A 21,657-nucleotide genomic window follows, 5' to 3' on the forward strand; every position below is an offset into this window, starting at 1 on the left:
GGTTTCCTTTCTCGGGGTCTGTCAGAGGTCTTGGCCGGCGGCGAGCCGTTCGAGGTCCCGCAGGACCCGTTCTTCGACGAGCTCGGCCAGCGCCAGCACGGTGCCGGCGGCGAGCACGTCCTTGGGGGTGAGCTGGACGTCGAAGGCGGACTTGGTCATCGACGTGATCCGCAGGCTGCGCACGGAATCCCCGCCGAGGGCGAAGAAGTTGTCCTCGACGCCGACCCGGTCGACGCCGAGCGCCTCGGCCCAGATCGCGGCCAGGACCTCTTCGGTCTCGGTTTCCGGGGCCGCGTACGCCGCGCCCGCCTCCGGCGCCGCGGGCTCCGGCAACGCTCGCCGGTCGAGCTTTCCGTTGGCGGTCAAGGGAAGCGCGGCGAGCGGGACGAAGGCGGCGGGCACCAGGTGCGCCGGCAGGGTCGCGGCGACGTGCTCCCGCAGCCCGGCGACCGAGCCCGCGACGACGTAGGCGACCAGCCGCTGGTCGATCGCGACGACGGCGGCGTCGCGGACGTCCGGGTGGGTCCGCAGGGCGGCCGCGATCTCGCCGGGCTCGATCCGGAAGCCGCGGATCTTGACCTGGTCGTCGGCGCGGCCGAGGAACTCGAGCGTGCCGCCGGGCCGCCACCGCACCAGGTCGCCGGTGCGGTACATCCGGGTGCCCGGCGCGCCGAAGGGATCGGCGAGGAACCGCGTCGCGGTCAGCCCCGGCCGGTTCAGGTAGCCGCGGGCGACGCCGGCACCGGAGACGTACAGCTCCCCCGGCGCCCCGATCGGCACCGGGCGCAGCGCGGCGTCGAGGACGTGGACGCGGGCGTTGCGGATCGGCCGGCCGATCGGCGGGGTGTGGCCCGGCTCCAGCGGATCGCTCCAGGTGGCCACCACGGTGATCTCCGTGGGGCCGTAGGCGTTGATCATCCGGCGGCCCGGCGCCCAGCGGGTGACGAGATCGGCCGTGCAGGCGTCACCGCCGACCACCAGCGTCCGGAACGCGGGCAGCGCCACGTCGGGGACGCTCGCCATCGCCACCGGCGGGATCAGGGCGTGGGTGACGCCCTGGTCCCGCAGCACGTCGGCGAGCTGCTCGCCGAGCAGCGGGCCCGGCGGCGGCACGACCAGCGCGGCGCCCGCCGGCAGCGCCATGCCCAGTTCCAGCACCGAGGCGTCGAAGCTGGGCGAGGAGAACTGCAGCACCCGGTCGCCCGGCCGGACGTCGAAGTGGTCGATCTCGGCGCCGGAGAAGCTCGCCAGGCCGGCGTGCGTGACCACGACGCCCTTCGGGGTGCCGGTCGAGCCGGACGTGTAGATCACGTACGCCGGCGCGTCGAGCGCCGCGGTCCGGGCGAGCGGCTCGGCCGAGGCGTCCGCACCGTCGAGGGTGGCCAGCTCGGCGGGGGTCACCACGACGACCGGGGCCGCGTCTTCGATCATGAACGCGATCCGCTCGGCTGGGTAGTCCGGGTCGATCGGCAGGTAGGCGGCGCCGGTCTTGAGCACGGCCAGCTGCGCGACGACGATCGCCACCGAGCGCGGCAGGGCGAGCGCGACGATCCGCTCCGGCCCGGCGCCGCGCGCGGCCAGCGCCCGCGCCAGCCGGTTCGCCCGGGCGTCGAGTTCGGCGAAGGTCAGGCTCTCATTGCCGGCGAGCACCGCGACGGCGTCCGGGGTCCGGGCCGCCTGTGCCTCGATCAGGTCGGTCAGGGTCACCGGCCCGACGTCGTGGCGGGTGTTGTTGAACGCCACCAGGATCTCGTCGCGTTCGGCCGCGGTCAGGACGTCGAGTGTCCCCAATGGACGGTCCGGCTCGTCGGCCAGCGCGTTCAGCACGTGCTCGAGCTGCCCCACCAGCCGCTCGATCGTCGCCGGGTCGAACAGCGCCGGGTCGTAGCCGAGGCCGAGCGACAGCCGCGGGCCCGGCGAGGCCACGACGCTCAGCGGATAGCTGGTCGTCTCCCGCGCGTCGAGGTCCCGCAGGCGCACGCCATGACTGGCGACATCGTCGGCGGTCACCGGGTAGTTCTCGAACACCACGATGCTGTCGAACAGGTTCTGCCCGCCCTCGACGCCGCTCCAGCCCTGCACCGCGGTCAGCGGGACGTGCTCGAAGCGGCGCGACTCGGCCTGCGCGGCCTGCAGGTCGCGCAGCCAGCCCGCGGCCGGGGCGGCCGGGTCCACCGAGACCCGCACCGGCAGGGTGTTGATGAAGATGCCGGTGATGTCGTCGACGCCGGCCAGCCCGGCCGGGCGGCCGGACACGGTCGCGCCGAAGCAGACGTCGTCCTGGCCGCTGTGGCGGGACAGCAGCAGCGCCCACGCGCCCTGCACGATCGCGTTGACGGTGAGCCGTTCCCGCCGGGCGAACGCGGCGAGCCGGGCGGTCCGGTCCTCGTCGAGGTCCCGGCCGACCCACACCGACGAACTGGCCTCGTGGGCGACGGCCGGAACCCGGTCGTAGGGCAACGGCGTCGGTTCGGTGACATCGCCGAGTTCGCGGCGCCAGTACTCCTCCGCGCCGGCCTGGCCCTGTGCGCCCAGCCACGTCACGTAGTCGGCGAACGGCCGCCGGTTCGGCAGGACCGGCGCGGCGCCGTCGCGCAGGGCGGCGTACGCGGCGCAGACGTCGGACAGCACCTGGAAGACGCTCCAGCCGTCCAGCAGGACGTGGTGGAACGTCCAGAGGAGCTGGACGGCGTCGCCGGGCAGCCGGGCCAGGGTGACCCGCAGCAGCGGTGCCTCAGCCAGGTCGAACGGCTCGGCGCGGTCGCGGGCGAGCAGGTCGCGCAGGGCCTCGCCGGTGTCGAGGTCCCGCCAGTCGAGTTCGGTGACCGGCAGGCGCACGTCGCGGTGCACCACGAGCAGCGGGTCGGCGACGTCCTCCCAGACGACGCGGCCGCGCAGGACCGGCGTCCGGTCGACCACGTGCTGCCAGGCCGCGGCCAGCGCGTGCGGGTCGGCGACGCCGTCGAGGACGGCGGTGACCTGTTCGAAGTAGACGCCTTGCGCCTGCTGGGAAAGGCCGTGGAAGACCATGCCGGCCTGCATCGGGGTCAGCGGGTGGATGTCGGCGACGGTGCGGCCGTCGCCGGCGATCCGGTCGACGTGGCCCTGGTCCAGCCCGGCGAGGGGGAAGTCGGACGGCGTCCGGCCGCCCGCCCCGGGCCCGGCGCAGTGCGCGACGGCTTCGCCGAGCGCGGCCACCAGGTCGGCGGCCAGCCGCCCGACCGTCTCGGCGGTGTGCACCCCGGGCGAGTAGTACCAGGTCAGCTCCAGGGTGTCGGCCTCCACCCGGCCGACGACGTCGAGCAGGTGCGCCCGGCCCGCGCCGGCGCCGGCGGCGGAGTCCAGGCTGCCCGCCGCGCCTTCGAAGCGGCCCAGGTAGTTGAAGCCGATCTCGGCGTCGGCCGCGGGCGCGGTCCCGGTCAGGTACCGCAGCGCGCCGTAGCCCACGCCCCGGCGGGGCACCGCGCGCAGCTGCTCCTTCACCGACTTGAGCAGGGCGGCCCAGTCGTCGTCGATCCGCAGCGCGACCGGATACATCGAGGTGAACCAGCCGACCGTGCGGGACAGGTCGACGTCGTCGAACAGGTCCTCGCGGCCGTGCCCCTCCAGGTCGATCACCACGTGGTCGCGCCGGGTCCAGCGGGCCAGGACCCGGCCGAGCGCGGCCAGCAGGACGTCGTTGACCTGCGTCCGGTAGGTGCCGGGGACGTCCTGCAGCAGGGCCCGGGTCAGCTCGGCGTCCAGGCGCGCGGTGACCGTTTCGGTGGTGCCGTCTGCGGCCGCGCCGTCGACCGGCAGGCCTGCCTCGACGTCGAGAGCGGTGCGCCAGTACGGCAGTTCGTCGTCGAAGCCGCCGGCTTCGGCCCGGGCGGCGAGCCGGTTGGCCCAGTCGCGGAACGACGTCGTCTTCGGCGGGAGCGGGCGCCGCTCGTAGGCCGTTTCCAGGTCCTCCAGGAGGATCCGCCACGAAACGCCGTCGACGACCAGGTGGTCGACGGTCAGCCGCAGCACGGCCGGTTCGAGCAGTTCGGCGGTGAGCAGCGGCCCGGCGGCGACGTCGATGACGGCGCCGAGGAGCTCGGCCGGCTCGGCCGCGGCGTTGACCTGGCCGTCGCCGGTGAACCGCATGCGCAGCGCGTCGTGGTGCTCGACCAGTGCGGCCAGCGCGGCGCGCAGGCGCTCGACGTCGAACGGTTCGGCCCGCTCGACCCGGACCGACTGCGTGAAGTCCGCGGCGGCACCGAAGTCGCCGGTGAAGAACCAGTGCTGGATCGGGGTCAGGGCAACGGCGCCGCTGACCGGGCCCTGCTCGGCCACGGTCACCGCGGCCGTCCCCGCGGCGACGGCCAGCGCCGCGACGGTCTGGTGGGCGAACAGGTCCCGCGGGGTGAGCGCGAGGCCGTGACGCCGCGCCCGGGACACGACCTGGATGCTCAGGATCGAGTCGCCGCCGAGCTCGAAGAAGTTGTCCTCGATCCCCACGGCGGGCACGCCGAGCACGTCGGCCCAGACCCCGGCGAGGACGCGTTCGGTCTCCGTGCGGGGCGGCAGGTACCCGGCCACCGGCTCGGCGGCCGGCTCCGGCAGCGCCTGCCGGTCGACCTTCCCGTTGCGGCTCAAGGGAAGCGCGTCGAGCGTGACGAACGCCGAGGGCACCATGTAGTCGGGCAGGTCCCGCTGCAGCCACGCACGCAGCTCGGCGGTGGCCGCAGCGGTGACGACGTAGGCGACGATCCGCTTGTCACGGGTGACGACGACGGCTTCGGCGACGCCGGGGTGCGCGGTCAGGGCGTTCTCGATCTCGCCCAGCTCGATCCGGAAGCCGCGGATCTTGACCTGGTCGTCGGCCCGGCCGACGAACTCCAGCACCCCGCCGGCCGACCATCCGGCGACGTCGCCGGTGCGGTACATCCGCGCCCCCGGCGCGCCGAACGGGTTCGCGACGAACCGTTCCGCCGTGAGCCCGGGCCGGCCGAGGTAGCCGCGCGCGACGCCGGTGCCGGCGACGAACAGCTCCCCCGCCACCCCCGGCGGGACCGGCCGCAGCCTGGCGTCGAGGACGTAGGCGGCCATGTTGTCGAGGGGACCGCCGATCGGCACCACGTCGGGCACCGGCTCGTCCGGCGGCAGGACGCAGCGGCTGGCGAAGGTCGTGGTCTCGGTGGGGCCGTAACCGTCGACGACGGTCAGGCCCGGGCACGCGTCGCGCACCTGGCGGACGGCGGTCGCGGGGACGACGTCGCCGCCGGTCCACACCTCCCGGACCCCGCGCAGGCACGCGGGATCCTCCTGCGCCAGCAGGCGGAACAGGCCCGCGGTCAGCCACAGCGCGCTCACCCCGTGCTCGGTGACAAGACCGCGAAGCACCTCGGGGTCGAGGTCTCCCGGCGGCGCGACGACCACGCGGCCGCCGCCCAGCAGCGGCACCCACACCTCGTACGTCGAGGCGTCGAACGCCTGCGGCGAGTGCAGCAGCACGGTCCGGTGCGCCTCGCCCGCGAAGGACCGGTCCGACGCCAGGCCGACGACGTCGCGGTGGGTCACCGCCACACCCTTCGGCGTCCCCGTCGACCCGGACGTGTACATCACGTACGCCAGGTTTTCCGGCCGCACCGGCACTTCCGGCGTGGTCTCCGGCCCGTCGAGGGGTTCGCCGACCAGCACCGTGGGTCCACTGTGGACGTCCGAACGGGACTGGTCGGCGACGACCACGGAGACGTCCGCTTCGGCCAGCATCAGCCGCATCCGGGCGGCCGGCGCGCGCAGGTCGACCGGGACGTACGCGGCACCGGCCTTGAGCACGGCCAGTTCGGCGACGACCAGGTCGGCCGACCGCTCCAGCAGCAGCCCGACGCGGTCTTCGACGCCGACGCCGAGCGCGATCAGCCGGTGCGCGAGCCGGTTGGCGCGCGTCTCCAGCTCACCGTAGGACAGCGGCCCGAGCGCGGGGGCGTCCGGCGTCCGGCGGACCTGGTCGGCGAACCGGCTCACCACCGTCGCCGGGGCGACCGGGTGGGCGGTGGTGTTGAACGTCCGCAGCACGCTTTCGCGGTCGTCCTCGGTCAGCAGGTCGAGTTCGGCGACCGCGCGGCCGGGACCGGCGGCGATGCGGTCCAGGACGAGGAGCAGGTGCCCGGCCAGCCGCTCGATGGTGGCCGCGTCGAACAGGTCGGGGTCGTGGTCGAAGGACACGTCCAGCCGCTCGCCCGGCGTGACGACCACGCTGAGCGGGTAGTTGGTCGGCTGCAGGTCGCCTTCCTCGTGCAGGCCGATCCCGTACGCCGCGATGGCGTCGGCGTCGAAGGGGTAGTTCTCGAACACGAGGATGCTGTCGAACAGCGAGGCGCCCATCCGGGCCAGTGACACGAAGTCGAACCGGCGCGAGCGTGCCTGGGCGGCTTGCAGGTCCCGCAGCCACGCGGCGACCGGCTGTCCTTCGTGGACGGTGATCCGGCTGGGCAGGGTGTTGATGAACAGGCCGACCATCGACTCCACGCCCGGCAGGTCGGCGGGGCGCCCGGAGACGGTGGTGCCGAAGACGACGTCGGCTTCGCCGCTGTGGCGGGCCAGCACGAGTCCCCACGCGCCCTGCACGATCGTGTTGAGGGTCAGCCCGGCGTGCCGGGCCAGCTCCCGCAGCCCGTCGATCGGCGCCGACACCCGGATCGACGCGGCGGACCGGGCGCGGTGCGCCTCCCGCGGGCGGCGGTCGTACGGCAGCGGCGTCGGTGTCCGCACGCCGGCCAGCTCGGTGCTCCAGTGCTGTTCGGCGGCGGTGGTGTCCTGCTCGCCGAGCCAGCGCAGGTAATCGCGGAACGGCGGCCGGTGCCCCGGAACGGTGTCGCCGGCGTACCGGGCGCAGACCTCGCCGAACACCTGCGCGGCGCTCCAGCCGTCGAGCAGCACGTGGTGGAACGTCCACAGCATGAGGACGTCCCCGCCGGGCAGCCGGGCGAACGCCAGCCGCAGCAGGGGCGCCGCGGCCAGGTCGAAGCCCAGTGCCCGGTCCGCGTCGAGGAACCGCGCCAGCTCGCTCGCGCGCTCCCGCTCGTCCAGCGTCGTCCAGTCGAGCTGGACGACCGGCACCGGCGCGGACCGCTCGACGACCTGCACGGGCTCGTCGAGGCCGTCCCAGACGACGCGGCTGCGCAGCACCGGCGTGGCCGCCACGACGTCGTGCCAGGCCTGCGCCAGGCGTTCGGGGTCGGTGACGCCGGACAGCCGCAACCGCACCTGGTTGAGGTAGGTCCCGGCCGCGCCGTCGACGAGGCTGTGGAACACCATGCCCGACTGCATCGGGGTCAGCGGGTAGATGTCCTCGACCGCGGCACCGGTCCCGGCGAGCCGGTCCACGGCGGACTGGTCGAGCCGGGCCAGCGGGAAGTCCGACGGCGTACGGCCGCCGGCGTCCGGACGGGCGCAGTGCCCGACGATCCCGGTGAGCGCGGCGAGCAGCGCGTCGGCCAGCCGGCGGACGGTGTCCTCGGTGTGCACCTGGTCCGAGTAGTGCCAGGTCAGTTCGAGGCGGTCGCCGACGACCGCGCCGACGACGTCGAGCAGGTGCCCGCGGGTCTGTCCGGGGTGAGCCGCGCCGTCGAGGCCGCCGCCGTGGTCGAACCGGCCCAGGTAGTTGAAGCTGATCCCGGGTTCGACGTGCGGGGCGGTGCCGGCGAGGTAGCGCAGGGCGCCGTAGCCGACCCCCCGGCGGGGCACCGCGCGCAGCTGTTCCTTGGTCTGCTTCAGCGCGTCGCCCCAGTCGCCGCCGGGCACGCTGAGCGCGACCGGGAAGATCGAGGTGAACCAGCCGACCGTGCGGGAGAGGTAGACCCCGGGGAACAGGTCTTCACGCCCGTGCCCTTCGAGGTCGACCAGGACGCGGTCGCGGCCCGTCCAGTCCGCGAGAACCCGGCCGAGCGCGGTCAGCAGGACGTCGTTGACCTGGGTCCGGTACGCACCCGGGACGTCGTGGAGCACCGCCCGGGTCGCCTCGGCGGGCAGCCGCACGGTCACCGACCGGGCGGACCCGTAGGTGTTGGCGCCCGTGGCGTCGACCGGCAGGGCCGGGTCGGCGCCGGTGGCCGCCCAGTGGGCGAGTTCGTCGTCGAAACCGCCCGCGGCGGTGTGCTCGGCCAAGGTGCGGGCCCAGTCGCGGAAGGACGTCGTGCGGGCGGCGAGCTCACCACCGGCGAGGAGGGTTTCCAGGTCCTCCAGGAGGATGCGCCACGAGACGCCGTCGACGACCAGGTGGTGCGCGGCGAGCGTCAGCGTGGTGCCGGTGAGGTCGGCCCGCAGCAGCGGTCCTCGTTCGAGGTCGATGGTGGCACCGAGAACGTCGACGGCCTCGGACGCGTGGTGCTGGCCACTGCCGGTGAACCGCAGCCGCAGAGCGTCGTGGTGCAGCTGGAGTTCCCGCAGGGCGCGGCGCAGCGCCACGGGGTCGACGGCGGGCAGTTCGATCGAGACGGACTGGACGAACTGCTCGGGGTGCACCGGCTTCGGGTCGAGGTACCAGCGCTGGACCGGCGTCAGCGGTGCTTCGCCGGTCACCGGTCCCTCGTCGAGGGTGACGGCGGCGGGGGCGGTGCTCGCGACGAGGGCGAGCGCGGCGACGGTCGGGTGGTCGAACACCTGGCCCGGCATGAGGTCCAGCCCGGCCCGGCGGGCCCGGGAGACGACCTGGATGCTCAGGATGGAGTCGCCGCCGAGTTCGAAGAAGTTGTCGTCGGCGCCGACGCGGTCCAGCCGCAGGACTTCGGCCCAGATGCCGGCCAGCAGCCGCTCGGCCGCCGTGTCCGGCTCGCGGTACGCCCGCTCCGGCGCACGATCCGGCGCCGGCAGCGCCCGCCGGTCCACCTTCCCGTTGTCGTTGAGCGGCAACGCTTCCAGCGGGACGTAGAGCGAGGGGACGAGGTAGTCCGGCAGGGACCGGAGCAGGAACGCGCGCAGGTCCGGCGTCCCGGTCGTGACGACGTAGGCGACGAGCCGCTTGGTCCCGGCGCTCTCCACCGCGACGACGACGGCTTCGGTGACGTCCGGGTGCGCGGTGAGCGCGGTCTCGATCTCCCCCAGCTCGATCCGGAAGCCGCGGATCTTCACCTGGTCGTCGGCGCGGCCGGCGAACTCCAGCACTCCGGCGCGGGACCAGCGGACGAGGTCGCCGGTGCGGTACATCCGGGTCCCCGGCGCGCCGAAGGGGTCGGCCAGGAACCGTTCCGCCGTCAGGGCCGGCCGGCCCAGGTAGCCGCGGGCCAGCCCGGTGCCGGCGAGGTACAGCTCGCCGACGACGCCCGGCGGGACCGGCCGCAGCCCGGCGTCGAGCACGTAGGCCGCCATGTTGTCCTGCGGCCGGCCGATCGGCAGCACGTCCGGCACCGGCTCGCCCGGCGGCAGGACGAGGTGACTCGCGAAGGTCGTCGTCTCGGTCGGCCCGTAGACGTCCACCACGGCCAGGCCGGGGCACGCCGCCAGCACCTGGCGCACCGCGGCGGGGGGAACCACGTCGCCGCCGGTCCACACCTCGCGAACCCCCTGCAGGCAAGCGGGATCCTCCTGGGCCAGCACCCGGAACAACCCCGACGTCAGGAACAGCGCGCGCACCCCGTGCGCGTCGACCACGCGACGCAGCACCCGGGCGTCGATGCCGCCCCGCGGCGCGACGACCACCTGGCCGCCGCTGAGCAACGGCACCCACACCTCGTACGTCGACGCGTCGAACGCCTGCGGGGAATGCATCAGCACGGACCGGTGCGCCGGTCCGGCGAAGCACCGGTCCAGGGCCAGCCCGACGATGTCCCGGTGGGTCACCGCCACCCCCTTCGGTGTGCCCGTCGACCCCGACGTGTACATCACGTAGGCCAGGTTTTCCGGGCGCAGCAGCACATCCGGCGCCTCCGCCGGCGTGTCGACGGGCTCGCCGACCAGCACGGTCGGTCCACTGTGGATGGTCCGGCTCGCGTCGTCGGTCACCAGTACCCGCACACCGTCGAGCAGCGCCGTCAGCCGCTCGCGGGGCGCGCGGGCGTCCAGCGGCAGGTACGCGCCGCCGGCCTTGAGCACCGCGAGCTGGGCGACGACGACGTCCGCCGACCGGCGCAGCAGCAGCGCGACCAGGTCGTCCCGGCCGGTGCCGAGCGCGATCAGCCGGTGGGCCAGCCGGTTGGCGCGGACGTCGAGTTCCGCGTAGGTCAGGGTTTCGCCGCCGGTGACGGCGACCGCATCGGGGTGGCGCCGGACCTGCTCGGCGAACAACTCCGGCACGGTCGCGGCCGGGAGGTCGTGCGCGGTGTCGTTCCACCGGACCAGGACGTCGTACCGCTCGGCGTCGGTGAGCATCCGCAGGTCGGCGACGCGCTTGTCCAGGCCGGCCGCCAGCTCGGTGAGCAAAGTGCGCAGGTGCCCGGCGAACCCGGCGACCGTCTCGGCGTCGAACAGCGCCGGGTCGTAGCCGAAGGCCAGGTCCAGGCGTTCCTCGCCGGGGTAGGCGACGACGCTGAGCGGGTAGTTGGTGCTCTCGACGCCGCGCAGCTCGCGCAGCCCGAGCCCGTCGGTGACCGGGTAGTTCTCGAAGACCAGGAGCGTGTCGAACGGGGTCACCGGCGGCGCGTACTCGAACCGCCGGGCGTCGGCCTGCGCGGCTTGCAGGTCCCGGAGCCAGTCGCACACCCGGGCACGGTCGTCGACGTCGGTGACCAGCGGCAGTGTGGTGATGAACATGCCGGTGATCTCGTCGGCTCCCGGCAGTCCGGCGGGCCGCCCGGCGACCGTGGTGCCGAAGCAGACCTCCGGCCGGCCGCCGTAGCGGGCCAGCACCACGGCCCAGGCGCCCTGGACGAGGGTGTTCAGGGTCAGGCCGTGGCGTTGCGCGGCGGCGCGCAGCGGTCCGGCCGGCACGGCGGCCCGCAGCGAGGCCGTCGACTCGACGGTGTGCCGCTCGGGCGTGCGGTCGGGCCGCAGCCGGACGGGCTCGGGACGCCCGGAAAGCTGCTCGCGCCAGTACGTTTCCGCGGCGGGCCGGTCCTGCTCGGAGAGCCAGCGGACGTGGTCGCGGAACGGGCGCCGGGTGGGCAGCGCCCGGCCGGCGTGCGCCGCCGAGACGTCGGAGAGCACCTGGAACAGGCTCCAGCCGTCCAGCAGCAGGTGGTGGAACGTCCAGACGACCCGGACCTCGGTCGCCGAGAGGCGGGCGATGAGCAGCCGCGTCAGCGGTACCGCGGTCAGGTCGAGCCCGGCGGCGCGGTCGGCGGCCAGCACGGCGTCCAGGTCCTCGGGCTCGGTCGTCCAGTCGCGGTGCTCGACGGGCAGGGTGACGTGGCGGTGGACGACCTGCACGGGCTCGTCGACGCCGTCCCAGACGACCCGGCTGCGCAGCACCGGGGTCCGGTCCACGACGTGCTGCCACGCCCGGGCGAGGGCGGCCGGGTCGGGGACGCCGGTCAGCACGAACGCGATCTGCTGGAGGTAGGCGGAGCGGGCGTCGCCGGTGAGGCCGTGGAAGAGCATGCCGGTCTGGGCCGGGGTGAGCGGGTAGACGTCTTCGACATCGCGGCCGTCGCCGGCGATCGTGTCCACGCCGGCTTGATCCAGGTGCGCCAGCGGGAAGTCCGACGGCGTGCGGCCGCCGGCGGCCGGGTCGGCGCAGTGGGCGGCGATCTCCGCCAGGCCGTGCACGAGGTCGTCGGCGACCGCGCCGATGGTGGCTTCGCGGTGCAGCCGGTCGGAGTAGAACCAGGTGATCTCCAGGCAGCCGTCGGTGACGCGGGCGACGACGTCGACGGCGTGCGCGCGGATCGCGTCGGGACTCTGCGACAGTTCGAGGTCCCGTTCGAGGCCCCGATAGAGGTCGCCGGCCACCTCGAAGCGGCCGAGGTAGTTGAAGCTGAGCCGGGGCGTCACCTCGGGAGCGGTGCCGGTCAGGTAGCGCAGGGCGCCGTAGGACAGGCCGCGAGCCGGGATCGCGCGCAGCTGTTCCTTGGTCCGTTTCAGGGCTTCGCCCCAGTCGCCGCCGGGCACGTCGAGCGCGACCGGGAACAGGGACGTGAACCAGCCGACCGTGCGGGACAGGTCGACGTCGTCGAACAGCTCTTCGCGGCCGTGGCCTTCGAGGTCGAGCAGGACCCGCTCGGTGCCGGTCCACCGGCCCAGGGCGCGGCCGAGCGCGGCCAGCAGGACGTCGTTGACCTGGGTCCGGTAGACGCCCGGGACGTCCTGCAGCAGTGTGCGGGTCAGCTCGGCGTCCAGGCGGGTCGTGACGGTCCGGGTGCCGGCCACGGTGTCGACGCCGTCGGCGTCGAGGGGGATCTGGGCGCCGTCGACGGCGCGCCAGTGGTCGAGGTCCTCGTCGAAGGAGTGCGCGGCGAGCCGGGCCGACCAGTCCTGGAAGGACGTCGTCCTGGGGCTCAGCTCGCGGCCGTGGTAGGCGTGGTCGAGGTCCTCCAGGAGGATCCGCCAGGACACGCCGTCCACGACCAGGTGGTGCACGGCCAGGCGCAACGTCGTCCCGGTCAGGTCCGCGCGCAGCAGCGGGCCGTGCTCGAGGTCGATCGTCGCGCCGAAGACGTCGGTGTCGCCCGGTTCGGCGTGGGCTTGCGTCCAGCCGGCCTCGGTGCGGCGGAACCGCAGCCGCAGGGCGTCGTGGTGCCCGGCCACGGTGTTCACCGCGGCCCGCAGCCGTGCCTCGTCGACGTCGTCGGCGAGCCGGACGCTCAGCTCCTGCGCGAATTGGTCCGGATCGGCCGGGTCGCCGTCGAGGAACCAGCGCTGGATCGGGGTCGGCGTCACCGCCCCGGTCGCCGCTTGTCGTGCCACGGCCGGGGCCGACGTGCCGGCGGCCGCGGCGAGCGCGGCGATCGTCTGGTGCCGGAAGACGTCGCGGGTGGTGATCTTCAGGCCGGCTTTCGCGGCCTCGGACACGAGCCGGATGCTGAGGATCGAGTCGCCGCCCAGCTCGAAGAAGTTGTCCTCGACGCCGACCTCGGGCAGCCCGAGCGCTTCGGCCCAGATCCCGGCGAGCAGGCGTTCGGCCGGGGTCCGCGGCGCCACGCGGGTGGTGGTGCCCGCCCAGTCGGGGGCGGGCAGGGCGCGCCGGTCGAGCTTGCCGCTGGGGTTGAGCGGCAGCCGGTCGAGCGGCACGAACGCCGCGGGCACCAGGTGCGCGGGCAGCGAGCCGGCGAGGAACTCCCGCAGCTGCGCGGGGGTGACCGAACCGCCGAGCACCAGGTAGGCGACCAGCCGCTGGTGCCCGGCGTCCTTGCGCGCGACCACGACCGCCTCGGCGACGTCCGGGTGCTGCCGCAGCGCGGCCTCCACTTCGCCCGGCTCGATCCGGAAACCGCGGATCTTGACCTGGTCGTCCGCGCGACCCAGGTATTCCAGCTCGCCTCGCGCGGTCCAGCGCACGACGTCGCCGGTCCGGTACATCCGGGCACCCGGGGCGGCGAAGGGATCGGCGACGAACCGGCCGGCGGTCAGGCCCGGCCGGCCGAGGTAACCGCGGGCGACACCCGCGCCGCCGAGGTGCAGCTCCCCCGGGACGCCGACGGGCACGCGCCGCAGCCCGGCGTCGAGCACGTAGGCGTGGATCCCGGCGACCGGGCGGCCGATCGGCGGCGTGCGGTCGGTGTCGTGGTACCACGCGGTCGCGTACACGGTGGACTCGGTGGGCCCGTAGATGTTCGCGATCCGGCTGTCCGGCAAGGCTTTCCGGATGTCCCGCAGCGCGTGCAGCGTCAGGGCTTCACCGGCCAGGACCACCGTCGAGGGCCGCACCGAAACGGCGCCCTGAGACAGGAGCTGCGCGAACGCGGACGGCACGCCGCTCACCAGGCCGACTTCCCGGCCGGCGTCAGCCTGCTCGCCGAGGGCCAGCACGTCCCGGACGATCTCGACGGTGGCGCCCGCCATCAGCGGCGCGAAGATCTCGAACACCGAGACGTCGAAGTTGAGCGACGTCGACGCGACGACGGTCGACCCGGGCCGCAGGACGGCGCCGAAGTCGGCGGCCGCCCACGCCATCAGGTTCGCCGCGCTGCGGTGGGCGATCACTACACCCTTGGGGCGGCCGGTCGAGCCGGACGTGTGAATCACGTAGGCCGGGTTGGCGGGGTCGGGCCCGCCGCCGACCGGCGCCGTCGACCGGCCGGCGAGCAGGCCGGGGTCGTCGAACGCCAGCGCGGGCCCGGGTCCCTCGCCGTCGGCCGTCAGCAGCAGGACCGGGGCGGCGTCGTCGAGGATCAGCGCGATCCGGTCGGCCGGGTAGGCCGGGTCGACCGGCAGGTACGCGGCGCCGGACTTGAGGACGCCGAGCAGCGCCACCAGGATCCGTTCCGTGCGCGGCAGCGAGACGGCGACGAGCCGCTCGGGCCCGGCGCCCCGGTCGAGCAGGACCCGGGCCAGCTGGTTGGCCTGGTCGTCGAGTTCCCGGTAGGTCAGCTGCCGGCCGTCGCAGACGACGGCGACCGCGTCCGGCGTCCGGGTCACCTGGGCCTCGAACAGGCGGGGCAGGGTGAGCGCGGGGACCGGGACCGCCGGGCCCCGCTCGAGGTCGCCGAGCCGGGCCAGTTCGGCGTCGTCCATCATGGACAGTTCGGCCACCGGCCGGTGCGGGTCGGCGACGACGGCTTCGGCCAGCACCCGCAGGTGCCCGGCGAAGCGGTCGATCGTCGCGGCGTCGAACAGGGCCGTGTCGTACTCGATCGCGACGCCGCGACCCTGCGGCTGGAACTCCAGCACGAGGTCGAACCGGGCCCGGGGGCGGGGCAGATCGTGCTCGCCCAGACGCAGGGCGCCCGCCTCCCGGGGCCGGACGAGGTCCTGCTGGAGCACGAGCAGGACCTGCACCAGTGGCGTGCGGCCCGGATCACGGGCCGGCCGCAGGTCGTCGACGACCTGGTCGAAGGGCACCTCGCCGGCGGCGAACGCCGCGAGCGCGGTTTCCTTGACCTGGCCGAGAAAGACGTCGAACGACTGGGCCGGGTCGACGGCGGAGCGCAGGACGAGCGTGTTGACGAAGAACCCGGCGAGGCGCTCGAGCTGGTCGTGGTCGCGGCCGGAGACCGCGGTGCCGACGGCGACGTCGTCCTGGCCGGTGTAGCGGGCCAGCAGCAGCTGGACCACCGCCGTCAGCGTCGTGAACAGGGTGGCGCCGGTGTCCTGGCCGAGCGCGGCGAGTCCGTCCGGCAGCGGGTAACGGCGGATCGCGCCGTGCGTTTCGCGGACGGGCGGACGCGGCCGGTCGGTGGGCAGCTCCAAGGGCTCCAGCCCGGCCAGCCGCTCCCGCCAGTACGTCAGCTGCCGCTCGCGCAGCGGACCGGCCAGGCGCTCGTGGTGCCACCGGGAGTAGTCGCGGTACCCGATCGGCGCCGGAGCGAGCTCCTCCCCCGCGTACAGCGCGGCGAGCTCGTCGACGAGCAGGCCGACCGACCAGCCGTCGGTGACGATGTGGTGCTGGCACAGGAGAAGGAGGTGCTCGCCGGGACCGAGACGGATCAGCGTGGCCCGGGTGAGCGGTCCACGACCCAGGTCGAACGGGCGGTCCAGCTCGGCCGCGAGCAGCGCGTCCAGGTCGGCGCCGGCGTCGACCTCCCGCCAGGGGATCGTGGCGGTCTCGGCGACCACCTGGAAGCCGTGCCCGTCGACGGTGCGGAAGGTCGTCCGCAGCGCCTCGTGCCGCGCGACCAGGCCGGCCAACGCGGTCCGCAGGGCTTCGCGATCCAGCGGACCGGACAGGGTGAGCCCGACACCGGCGTTGTACTCGGTGCTGCCCGGGTTCTGCTCGTCGAGCAGCCACAGCCGGCGCTGGACCGGCGAAATCGGCACGACGTCTTCGTGTGTCACGTACTCGATCCGGCCGCTCGCCGGCCGGTCGCCGTCGGGCAGGAGCGCGGCGAGCTTCGCGATGGTCCGGGCGTCGAACACCACCCGCGGTGACAGGTCCGCGCCGAAGCGGGCACGGATCCGGGCCAGGGCCCGCGCGCCGAGGATCGAGTCCCCGCCGAGTTCGAAGAAGTCCGCGTCCACCCCGATGTCGGGCACCCCGAGCAGGTCGGCCCAGATCTCGGCCAGAATCCGCTCGGCCGCCGTCCGCGGCGGGGTGTGGGTCGCGCGCACCTGCGCCGCCCAGTCGGGCTCCGGCAGGGCGTCGCGGTCGAGCTTGCCGTGCCCGGTCAGGGGCATCCGGTCGAGTGGCACGAAAGCGGCCGGGACCAGGTACGGCGGGAGCCGGTCGGCCACGGCCGTCCGCAGCGCCGCCGGATCGGCGTCCCCGACGACGTAGGCGACCAGCCGTTTGACGCCAGGCTGGTCTTCCCGGGCGACGACGACCGCTTCGCGGACGTCCGGGCGGCTCAGCAGCAGCGCTTCGATCTCGCCGGGCTCGATCCGGAAGCCCCGGATCTTGACCTGGTGATCGGTCCGCCCGACGAACTCGAGCTCGCCCGACGCGGTGCGGCGCACGACGTCACCGGTGCGGTACATCCGGGTGCCCGGTGCGCCGAAGGGGTCGGCCACGAACCGGCTCGCGGTCAGTCCCGGCCGGTCGAGGTAGCCGCGGGCCAGGCTCGGCCCGGCGAGGTGGAGTTCACCGGTGGTGGCCGGGCGCAGCGACTCGTCGAGGACGTACACCGTGGTGTCCGGCAGCGGCCGGCCGATCGGCGGCGTTCCCCCGGGCACGAGCGGGTCGCTCCAGGTGGCCACGACGGTGGACTCGGTGGGACCGTAGGAGTTGATCATCCGGCGGCCGGGCGCCCAGGTCCGGACCAGTTCGGGCGGGCAGGCGTCACCGCCGACGATCACCGTGCGGAAGTCGGGCAGGGCCGCGGCGTGCGCGGGCGACAACGTCGCCAGCGCGACCGGCGGGATCAGGGCGTGGGTCACGCGGTGCGCGGCGAGGACCTCGGCGAGCCGGTCGCCCAGCAGCGGGCCCGCGGGCGGGACGACCAGCGCTGCCCCCGAGGGCAGCGCCATGCCGAGCTCCAGGATCGAGGCGTCGAAGCTGGGCGAGGAGAACTCCAGGACCCGGTCGCCGGGCCGCACGTCGTACCGGTCCCGCATCGCGGCGAAGAAGCCGGCCAGGCCGCGGTGGGTGACGAGCACGCCCTTGGGTACGCCGGTCGAGCCGGAGGTGTAGATCAGGTACGCGGGGTGGGTGACGCGCAGCGGGCGCGTCCGGTCCGCGTCCGTGGGGTCGTCGCCGGACCGGCCGTCGAGCAGTCCGGGCTCGTCGAGAGCGACCGTGGCCATGGAGTCGGCGGACTCGGCGGGCTCGGCGGCGGCCGGATCGGCCGTCGAGCGGGTCACGACGAGCACCGGCCGGGCGTCGGCGAGCATGAAAGCGATCCGCTCGGCGGGGTGGCCGGGATCGATCGGCAGGAAAGCCGCCCCGGCTTTGGCCGTCGCCAGCTGCGCGACCACGAGATCGGCCGACCGCGGCAGCGCGAGCGCGACGATCCGTTCCGGCCCGGCGCCGCGCTCGATGAGCACCCGTGCCAGCCGGTTCGCCCGGACGTTCACATCCGCGTAGGTCAGCGTCCCGTCCGCGCCGGTCAAAGCCGGTTCGAGAGGAGTGCGAGCGGCTTGCGCCTGGAACAGTTCGGCGAGGTGCGCGGGCGTCGGCTCGCTGACGGACGCCGCCCCGGTCGCGACGACCGGGACGTCAGATAACGGCATTCCAGAACCTTTCGAGCACGATGGCATCAGCGCCCGACAAGCCGGGCGAAAGAAAATACGAAAGTCGGGTTTATCGAGATTTCCCGATGTGGTATCGGCCTGCGTGGGCCACTTGCCCAGAGCGCGGCGAACCGCGTCTACCAGCGCCGAAGAGTTTTTGCCACCCTGTCAATAAAGCGGGGCGACGCAGAGCAGTGTTGATCGCGAACACATGCGGAAGATCCTTTCTCACCTCAACGGTACAGCAGCAAACTTCGGAACACGTTCTGATGCCGGGCGAGCCGGCTCACCCGAACGAAAAGTAGGTCGATCCAGCGTTCCGTGATCCCCCAATAGCCGGATTCCCCATTCACGTTACCCAGTCGAGATCAGCCTCGTACCGCCAAACGGAGCATCGGCGCAGATTTCAAGAAAAGCGCAGGAAGTCCGTCACTCAACGGACGTCACATCACGACGACCGCTTCACCCTTCTGCCGAATCTATACCACCAATGACGGGTTTAACGTCCCGAAAGCCTGTCGACCTGCGACTATCCGCAACTTGCCAACGCGAATAGAGCCGCGCTGTTCTACCTTCCGGGATCACCCGGTTGGCGTGTAACGCGGATGCGGCGACAAAGATCACAGAAAGCAGATCCAGAGCCGGGAAGAGAATCCGACAAATGGCCAACCGGACGACGAAATCTCACATAGCGGGAGATTACCTTGATCAATAGGGAATCTTCGACTTTCCTGGTGATTTTCCAACACGGCAACCCCCGTTTTCCAACTGCGGAGCACGCCTCGGCACGCCTGCGCCGACCGACCGCTCGGCGGGCCCGGCACAGCCTCGAAGTTCGACCCCGCATTGACATCGGGCAGCCGCGAGGCCACTATCGAAACTATGGAAACCAGAGCAGTTTCCTCGGTTTCTGAGCAGTGGCGCGCCGATCTCATCCTCGAGGCGGCCGGGCGGTTGTTCGCCGCGCCCGGCCCCGGGCGAGTGAGCATGGACGAGCTGGCCCGGGACCTGGGGATGGCCAAGAAGACGATCTACCGGCACTTCCCCGACAAGCGCAGCCTGATGACCGCTGTGCTCGACCGGCAGTTCGCCGCGGTCGAGCGCACGTTGGCCGCGGCGGCCGAGGAAGCCCGCGACACGTCGTTCGGCGAGCAGGTACGGCAATTCCTGATCGCGGCGTGCGGTGAACTCGAGCGGATCGGCGCGACGCAGCTCGCGACCGGGCGTGGTGACGTGGTCCTGCGCCGGCACGTGGAACAGCGCATCGACGCGGTCGTCTACCAGCGGCTGGACGCTTTGTTCCGAGACGGTCATCGGCGTGGCCTGCTCTCCGCTCCCCCCGCGCTGCTCGGCGAGATCACCCGCGGCGCGGTGGAGCGGCTGCTGAACTCGCCGCTGCCGCGCGAGCTCGGCTGCACCGCGGCCGATGTGCTCCGCGCGACCATCGACACCATCCTTCACGGGGCGATCCGCTCCGGCAGCGAAAGTGAGGTCACGTCATGACCGGGGCACCCGGCAGGGTCGCAGTGGTGACCGGAGCCAGCAGCGGAATCGGCGCGGCCACCGCGCGGCTGCTGGCCGAACGCGGCATGCGGGTGGTGGTCAACTACCTGCGCAGCGCCCAGGCGGCCGAGGAAGTCGTCGCCGGGATCGACGCCGCGGGCGGCCAGGCCATCGCTGTCCAAGCCGATGTACGCGACGTCGCGGCCGTCGACGCCATGCTCGATCGGGTCCGGGATACCTGGGGCGGCGACGTCGACGTCCTCGTGCACAACGCGCTCACCCCCTACGCGATCAAGTCGTTCCAGGAGATGACCTGGGACGAGCTGGGCGGCAAGCTCGACGGCGAGCTGCGCGCCGCGTTCGTGGTCACCAAAGCCGTGCTGCCCGCCATGACCGAGCAGAACTGGGGCCGGCTGATCTACCTCGGTACCGGCCTGAGCCGCCGGCCGCGCGCGGGCATGATCGCGCTGGGTACGGCCAAGGCCGCGCTCACCCAGTTCGCCCGCTACCTGGCCCAGGAACTCGGCCCACAGGGCATCACCGTCAACGTCGTCGAACCCGGCCCGGTGGCCGAAACCAAGATCTCCCACGTGCTCGACGACGAGCAGAAGCGCCGGCAGGTGGCCGCCACCCCACTGGGCCGGCTGGCCGTCCCGGCCGACGTGGCCCACGTCGTCGCGTTCTACGCCGGTGAGGACAACGCCTTCATGACCGGTACCACCGCCGCGGTCAACGGCGGCATGGCGATGTACTGAGGAAGGACGCGCATGCCCACCATCGATCTGGCCTACGTCGGACGAGGCCTGCACGAAGAACTCGTCGCCTACATCGCCGACCAAGAGGACTTCTACGCCGAGGAAAACGTGCACGTCGCGCTGCGTGACGGCTGCGCCTGGGACATCGCGAGGCTGCGCCACGGCGCCACCATCGGGCTCGGCCGCGCGCTGCTGTCCCGGCTGACCGACGGCACCCCCTGGGTCGCACTGACCGTCAACACCGACCGCCCGCTGTTCTGGTTCCTCGCCCGGTCCGGCACCTCACTGGCCGACCTGGCCGGAAAGCGGCTGGCGGTGCACGCCCCGCACACCCCGCCCGGCTGCTTCGCCCGCATCGTGCTGCGCCAGGCCGGGCTCGACCCCGACCGCGACGTCCAGTGCGTCGTGCGGCAGCCCGGCGACTACGGCATGGACCTGCGCCGCCTGCGCTCGGGTGAGATCGATGCCGCCTACGTCGGCAGCACCATGGCCCCGGAAGCGGTCGCCGCCGAACACGGCTGGCAGCTGCTGGGCTGGATCGGCGACCACTTCCGGATCCCCACCGTGGGCGTGGCCGTAGACCCCACCTACGTCTCGCCGGACGACCCCGCGGTGCGGGCCGTCGTCCGCGCCCACCGGCGCGCCCTGCGAGTGCTCCACGAGGATCCCGACACCACGGTGCGGCACCTGCGGACATTCCTCGGGGGGCACACCGAGCAGGAGGCCCGCGCCCACTACGACAGGTTCATCGCGCCGTATTTCACCACCGACGGCCAAGCCGATCTCGCAACCGGCGCCACCGGGATCGCCGCGATCGCGGCCGAGCTCGGAGTGCCGGACACCGTGTCGGCCGCGGATTTCTACCGCCTCGCGAACGAGACCCCCTGAGAGCCGGTCAACGTCAGCTCGGCGGCTGCGTTCGAGCAGGCCGACGCGGCGGCCCGGCCGCGCCGGGCGGACGACGTTCGGCGCTCGGCGCGGGACGGCGTTGAGCTGCCGCCCCGACGAGGGGCCCGGTCGGCGGCCGTCCGCGACGAGCTGCCTTTTCCGCCGAGCGTGCCGACGCCCGCAACAGCCATGCCCGCACCAAGCGCCGCGACAAGGCGCGCCTGCCGGACGCCGCCGCAGCGCTCGTCGCTGTCGCGCGCTACCTGGCCCTGCCCGAACAACTGCTGGACGCTCCCCGGATTGTTCTCGAGGTAGGCGGTCCGGCCGGAGCATCGCCACGCACTCGTCACGAATGGCGAACTTTCAGGCGCTTCAGCCCGCGCTTCTCGAGGCGCAGCGAGACGATCCACGGATCGTCGAGGACGTCGTCGGCGGTGAAGGTGAGCTGGCCGGCGTGACCAACGCGCTCGCGAACATCGCGCTGTTCTTCGGCGGCGGTAACCGCGACAGCAGCCCGCTGGTCACCTGCTGCTGATCTTCGTCGGCCAGATCGCGGCGGCGGTCATCCGGATGGGCGTGAGCCGGTCGCGGGAGTACCAGGCCAACGCGGACCGGCGCGAAGCTGACCGACGACCCGCCAGGCCTGGCGTCGGCGCTGCGGACGCGGGACGCGGGAACGCGCGCCCGCCGTAGCGCCCGAGCCGCAGCTGGTGTAGCAGTCGCATCTGATGATCGCGAACCCGTTCCGCCCCGGTGAGGGCCTGAGCAAGCTGTTCTCAACCCACCCGCCGATCGCGGATGGCATCCGGCGGCTCGAAGAGATGGCACGCCGCCCGTTCTGACCCGGGTT

4 protein-coding genes and 1 pseudogene are annotated in these 21,657 nt (G+C 73.4%); 4 read left to right on the forward strand and 1 reads right to left on the reverse strand.

What is annotated here, in order from left to right; genetic code table 11:
• Positions 1-21 precede the first annotated feature (21 nt).
• Complete coding sequence (locus tag ACLJQZ_RS03930) at positions 22-17,661, reverse strand: non-ribosomal peptide synthase/polyketide synthase (protein WP_410618625.1); 17,640 nt, start codon at positions 17,659-17,661, stop codon at positions 22-24.
• 882 nt (positions 17,662-18,543) lie between these two features.
• On the opposite strand from ACLJQZ_RS03930, the gene ACLJQZ_RS03935 reads away from it, so the two are divergent.
• The 4 genes and pseudogenes from ACLJQZ_RS03935 to ACLJQZ_RS03950 form a co-directional block, all read left to right on the forward strand.
• Complete coding sequence (locus ACLJQZ_RS03935) at positions 18,544-19,164, forward strand: TetR/AcrR family transcriptional regulator (RefSeq protein WP_410618626.1); 621 nt, start codon at positions 18,544-18,546, stop codon at positions 19,162-19,164.
• A gap of 26 nt (positions 19,165-19,190) precedes the next feature.
• A complete protein-coding gene (locus ACLJQZ_RS03940; protein ID WP_410618627.1) occupies positions 19,191-19,919 on the forward strand; it encodes an SDR family NAD(P)-dependent oxidoreductase in 729 nt (242 codons plus the stop codon).
• 12 nt (positions 19,920-19,931) lie between these two features.
• Entirely contained in the window at positions 19,932-20,807 is an 876-nt protein-coding gene (locus ACLJQZ_RS03945) for an ABC transporter substrate-binding protein (protein ID WP_410618628.1), read from the forward strand.
• A 439-nt stretch (positions 20,808-21,246) separates the two neighbouring features.
• Positions 21,247-21,649 (forward strand): annotated as a pseudogene (locus ACLJQZ_RS03950) (M48 family metalloprotease); the annotation flags it as partial.
• Between the last annotated feature and the right edge of the window lie 8 nt (positions 21,650-21,657).

Source organism: Amycolatopsis sp. cmx-8-4 (assembly GCF_046548675.1).
In the GTDB taxonomy this organism is placed as follows: domain Bacteria; phylum Actinomycetota; class Actinomycetes; order Mycobacteriales; family Pseudonocardiaceae; genus Amycolatopsis.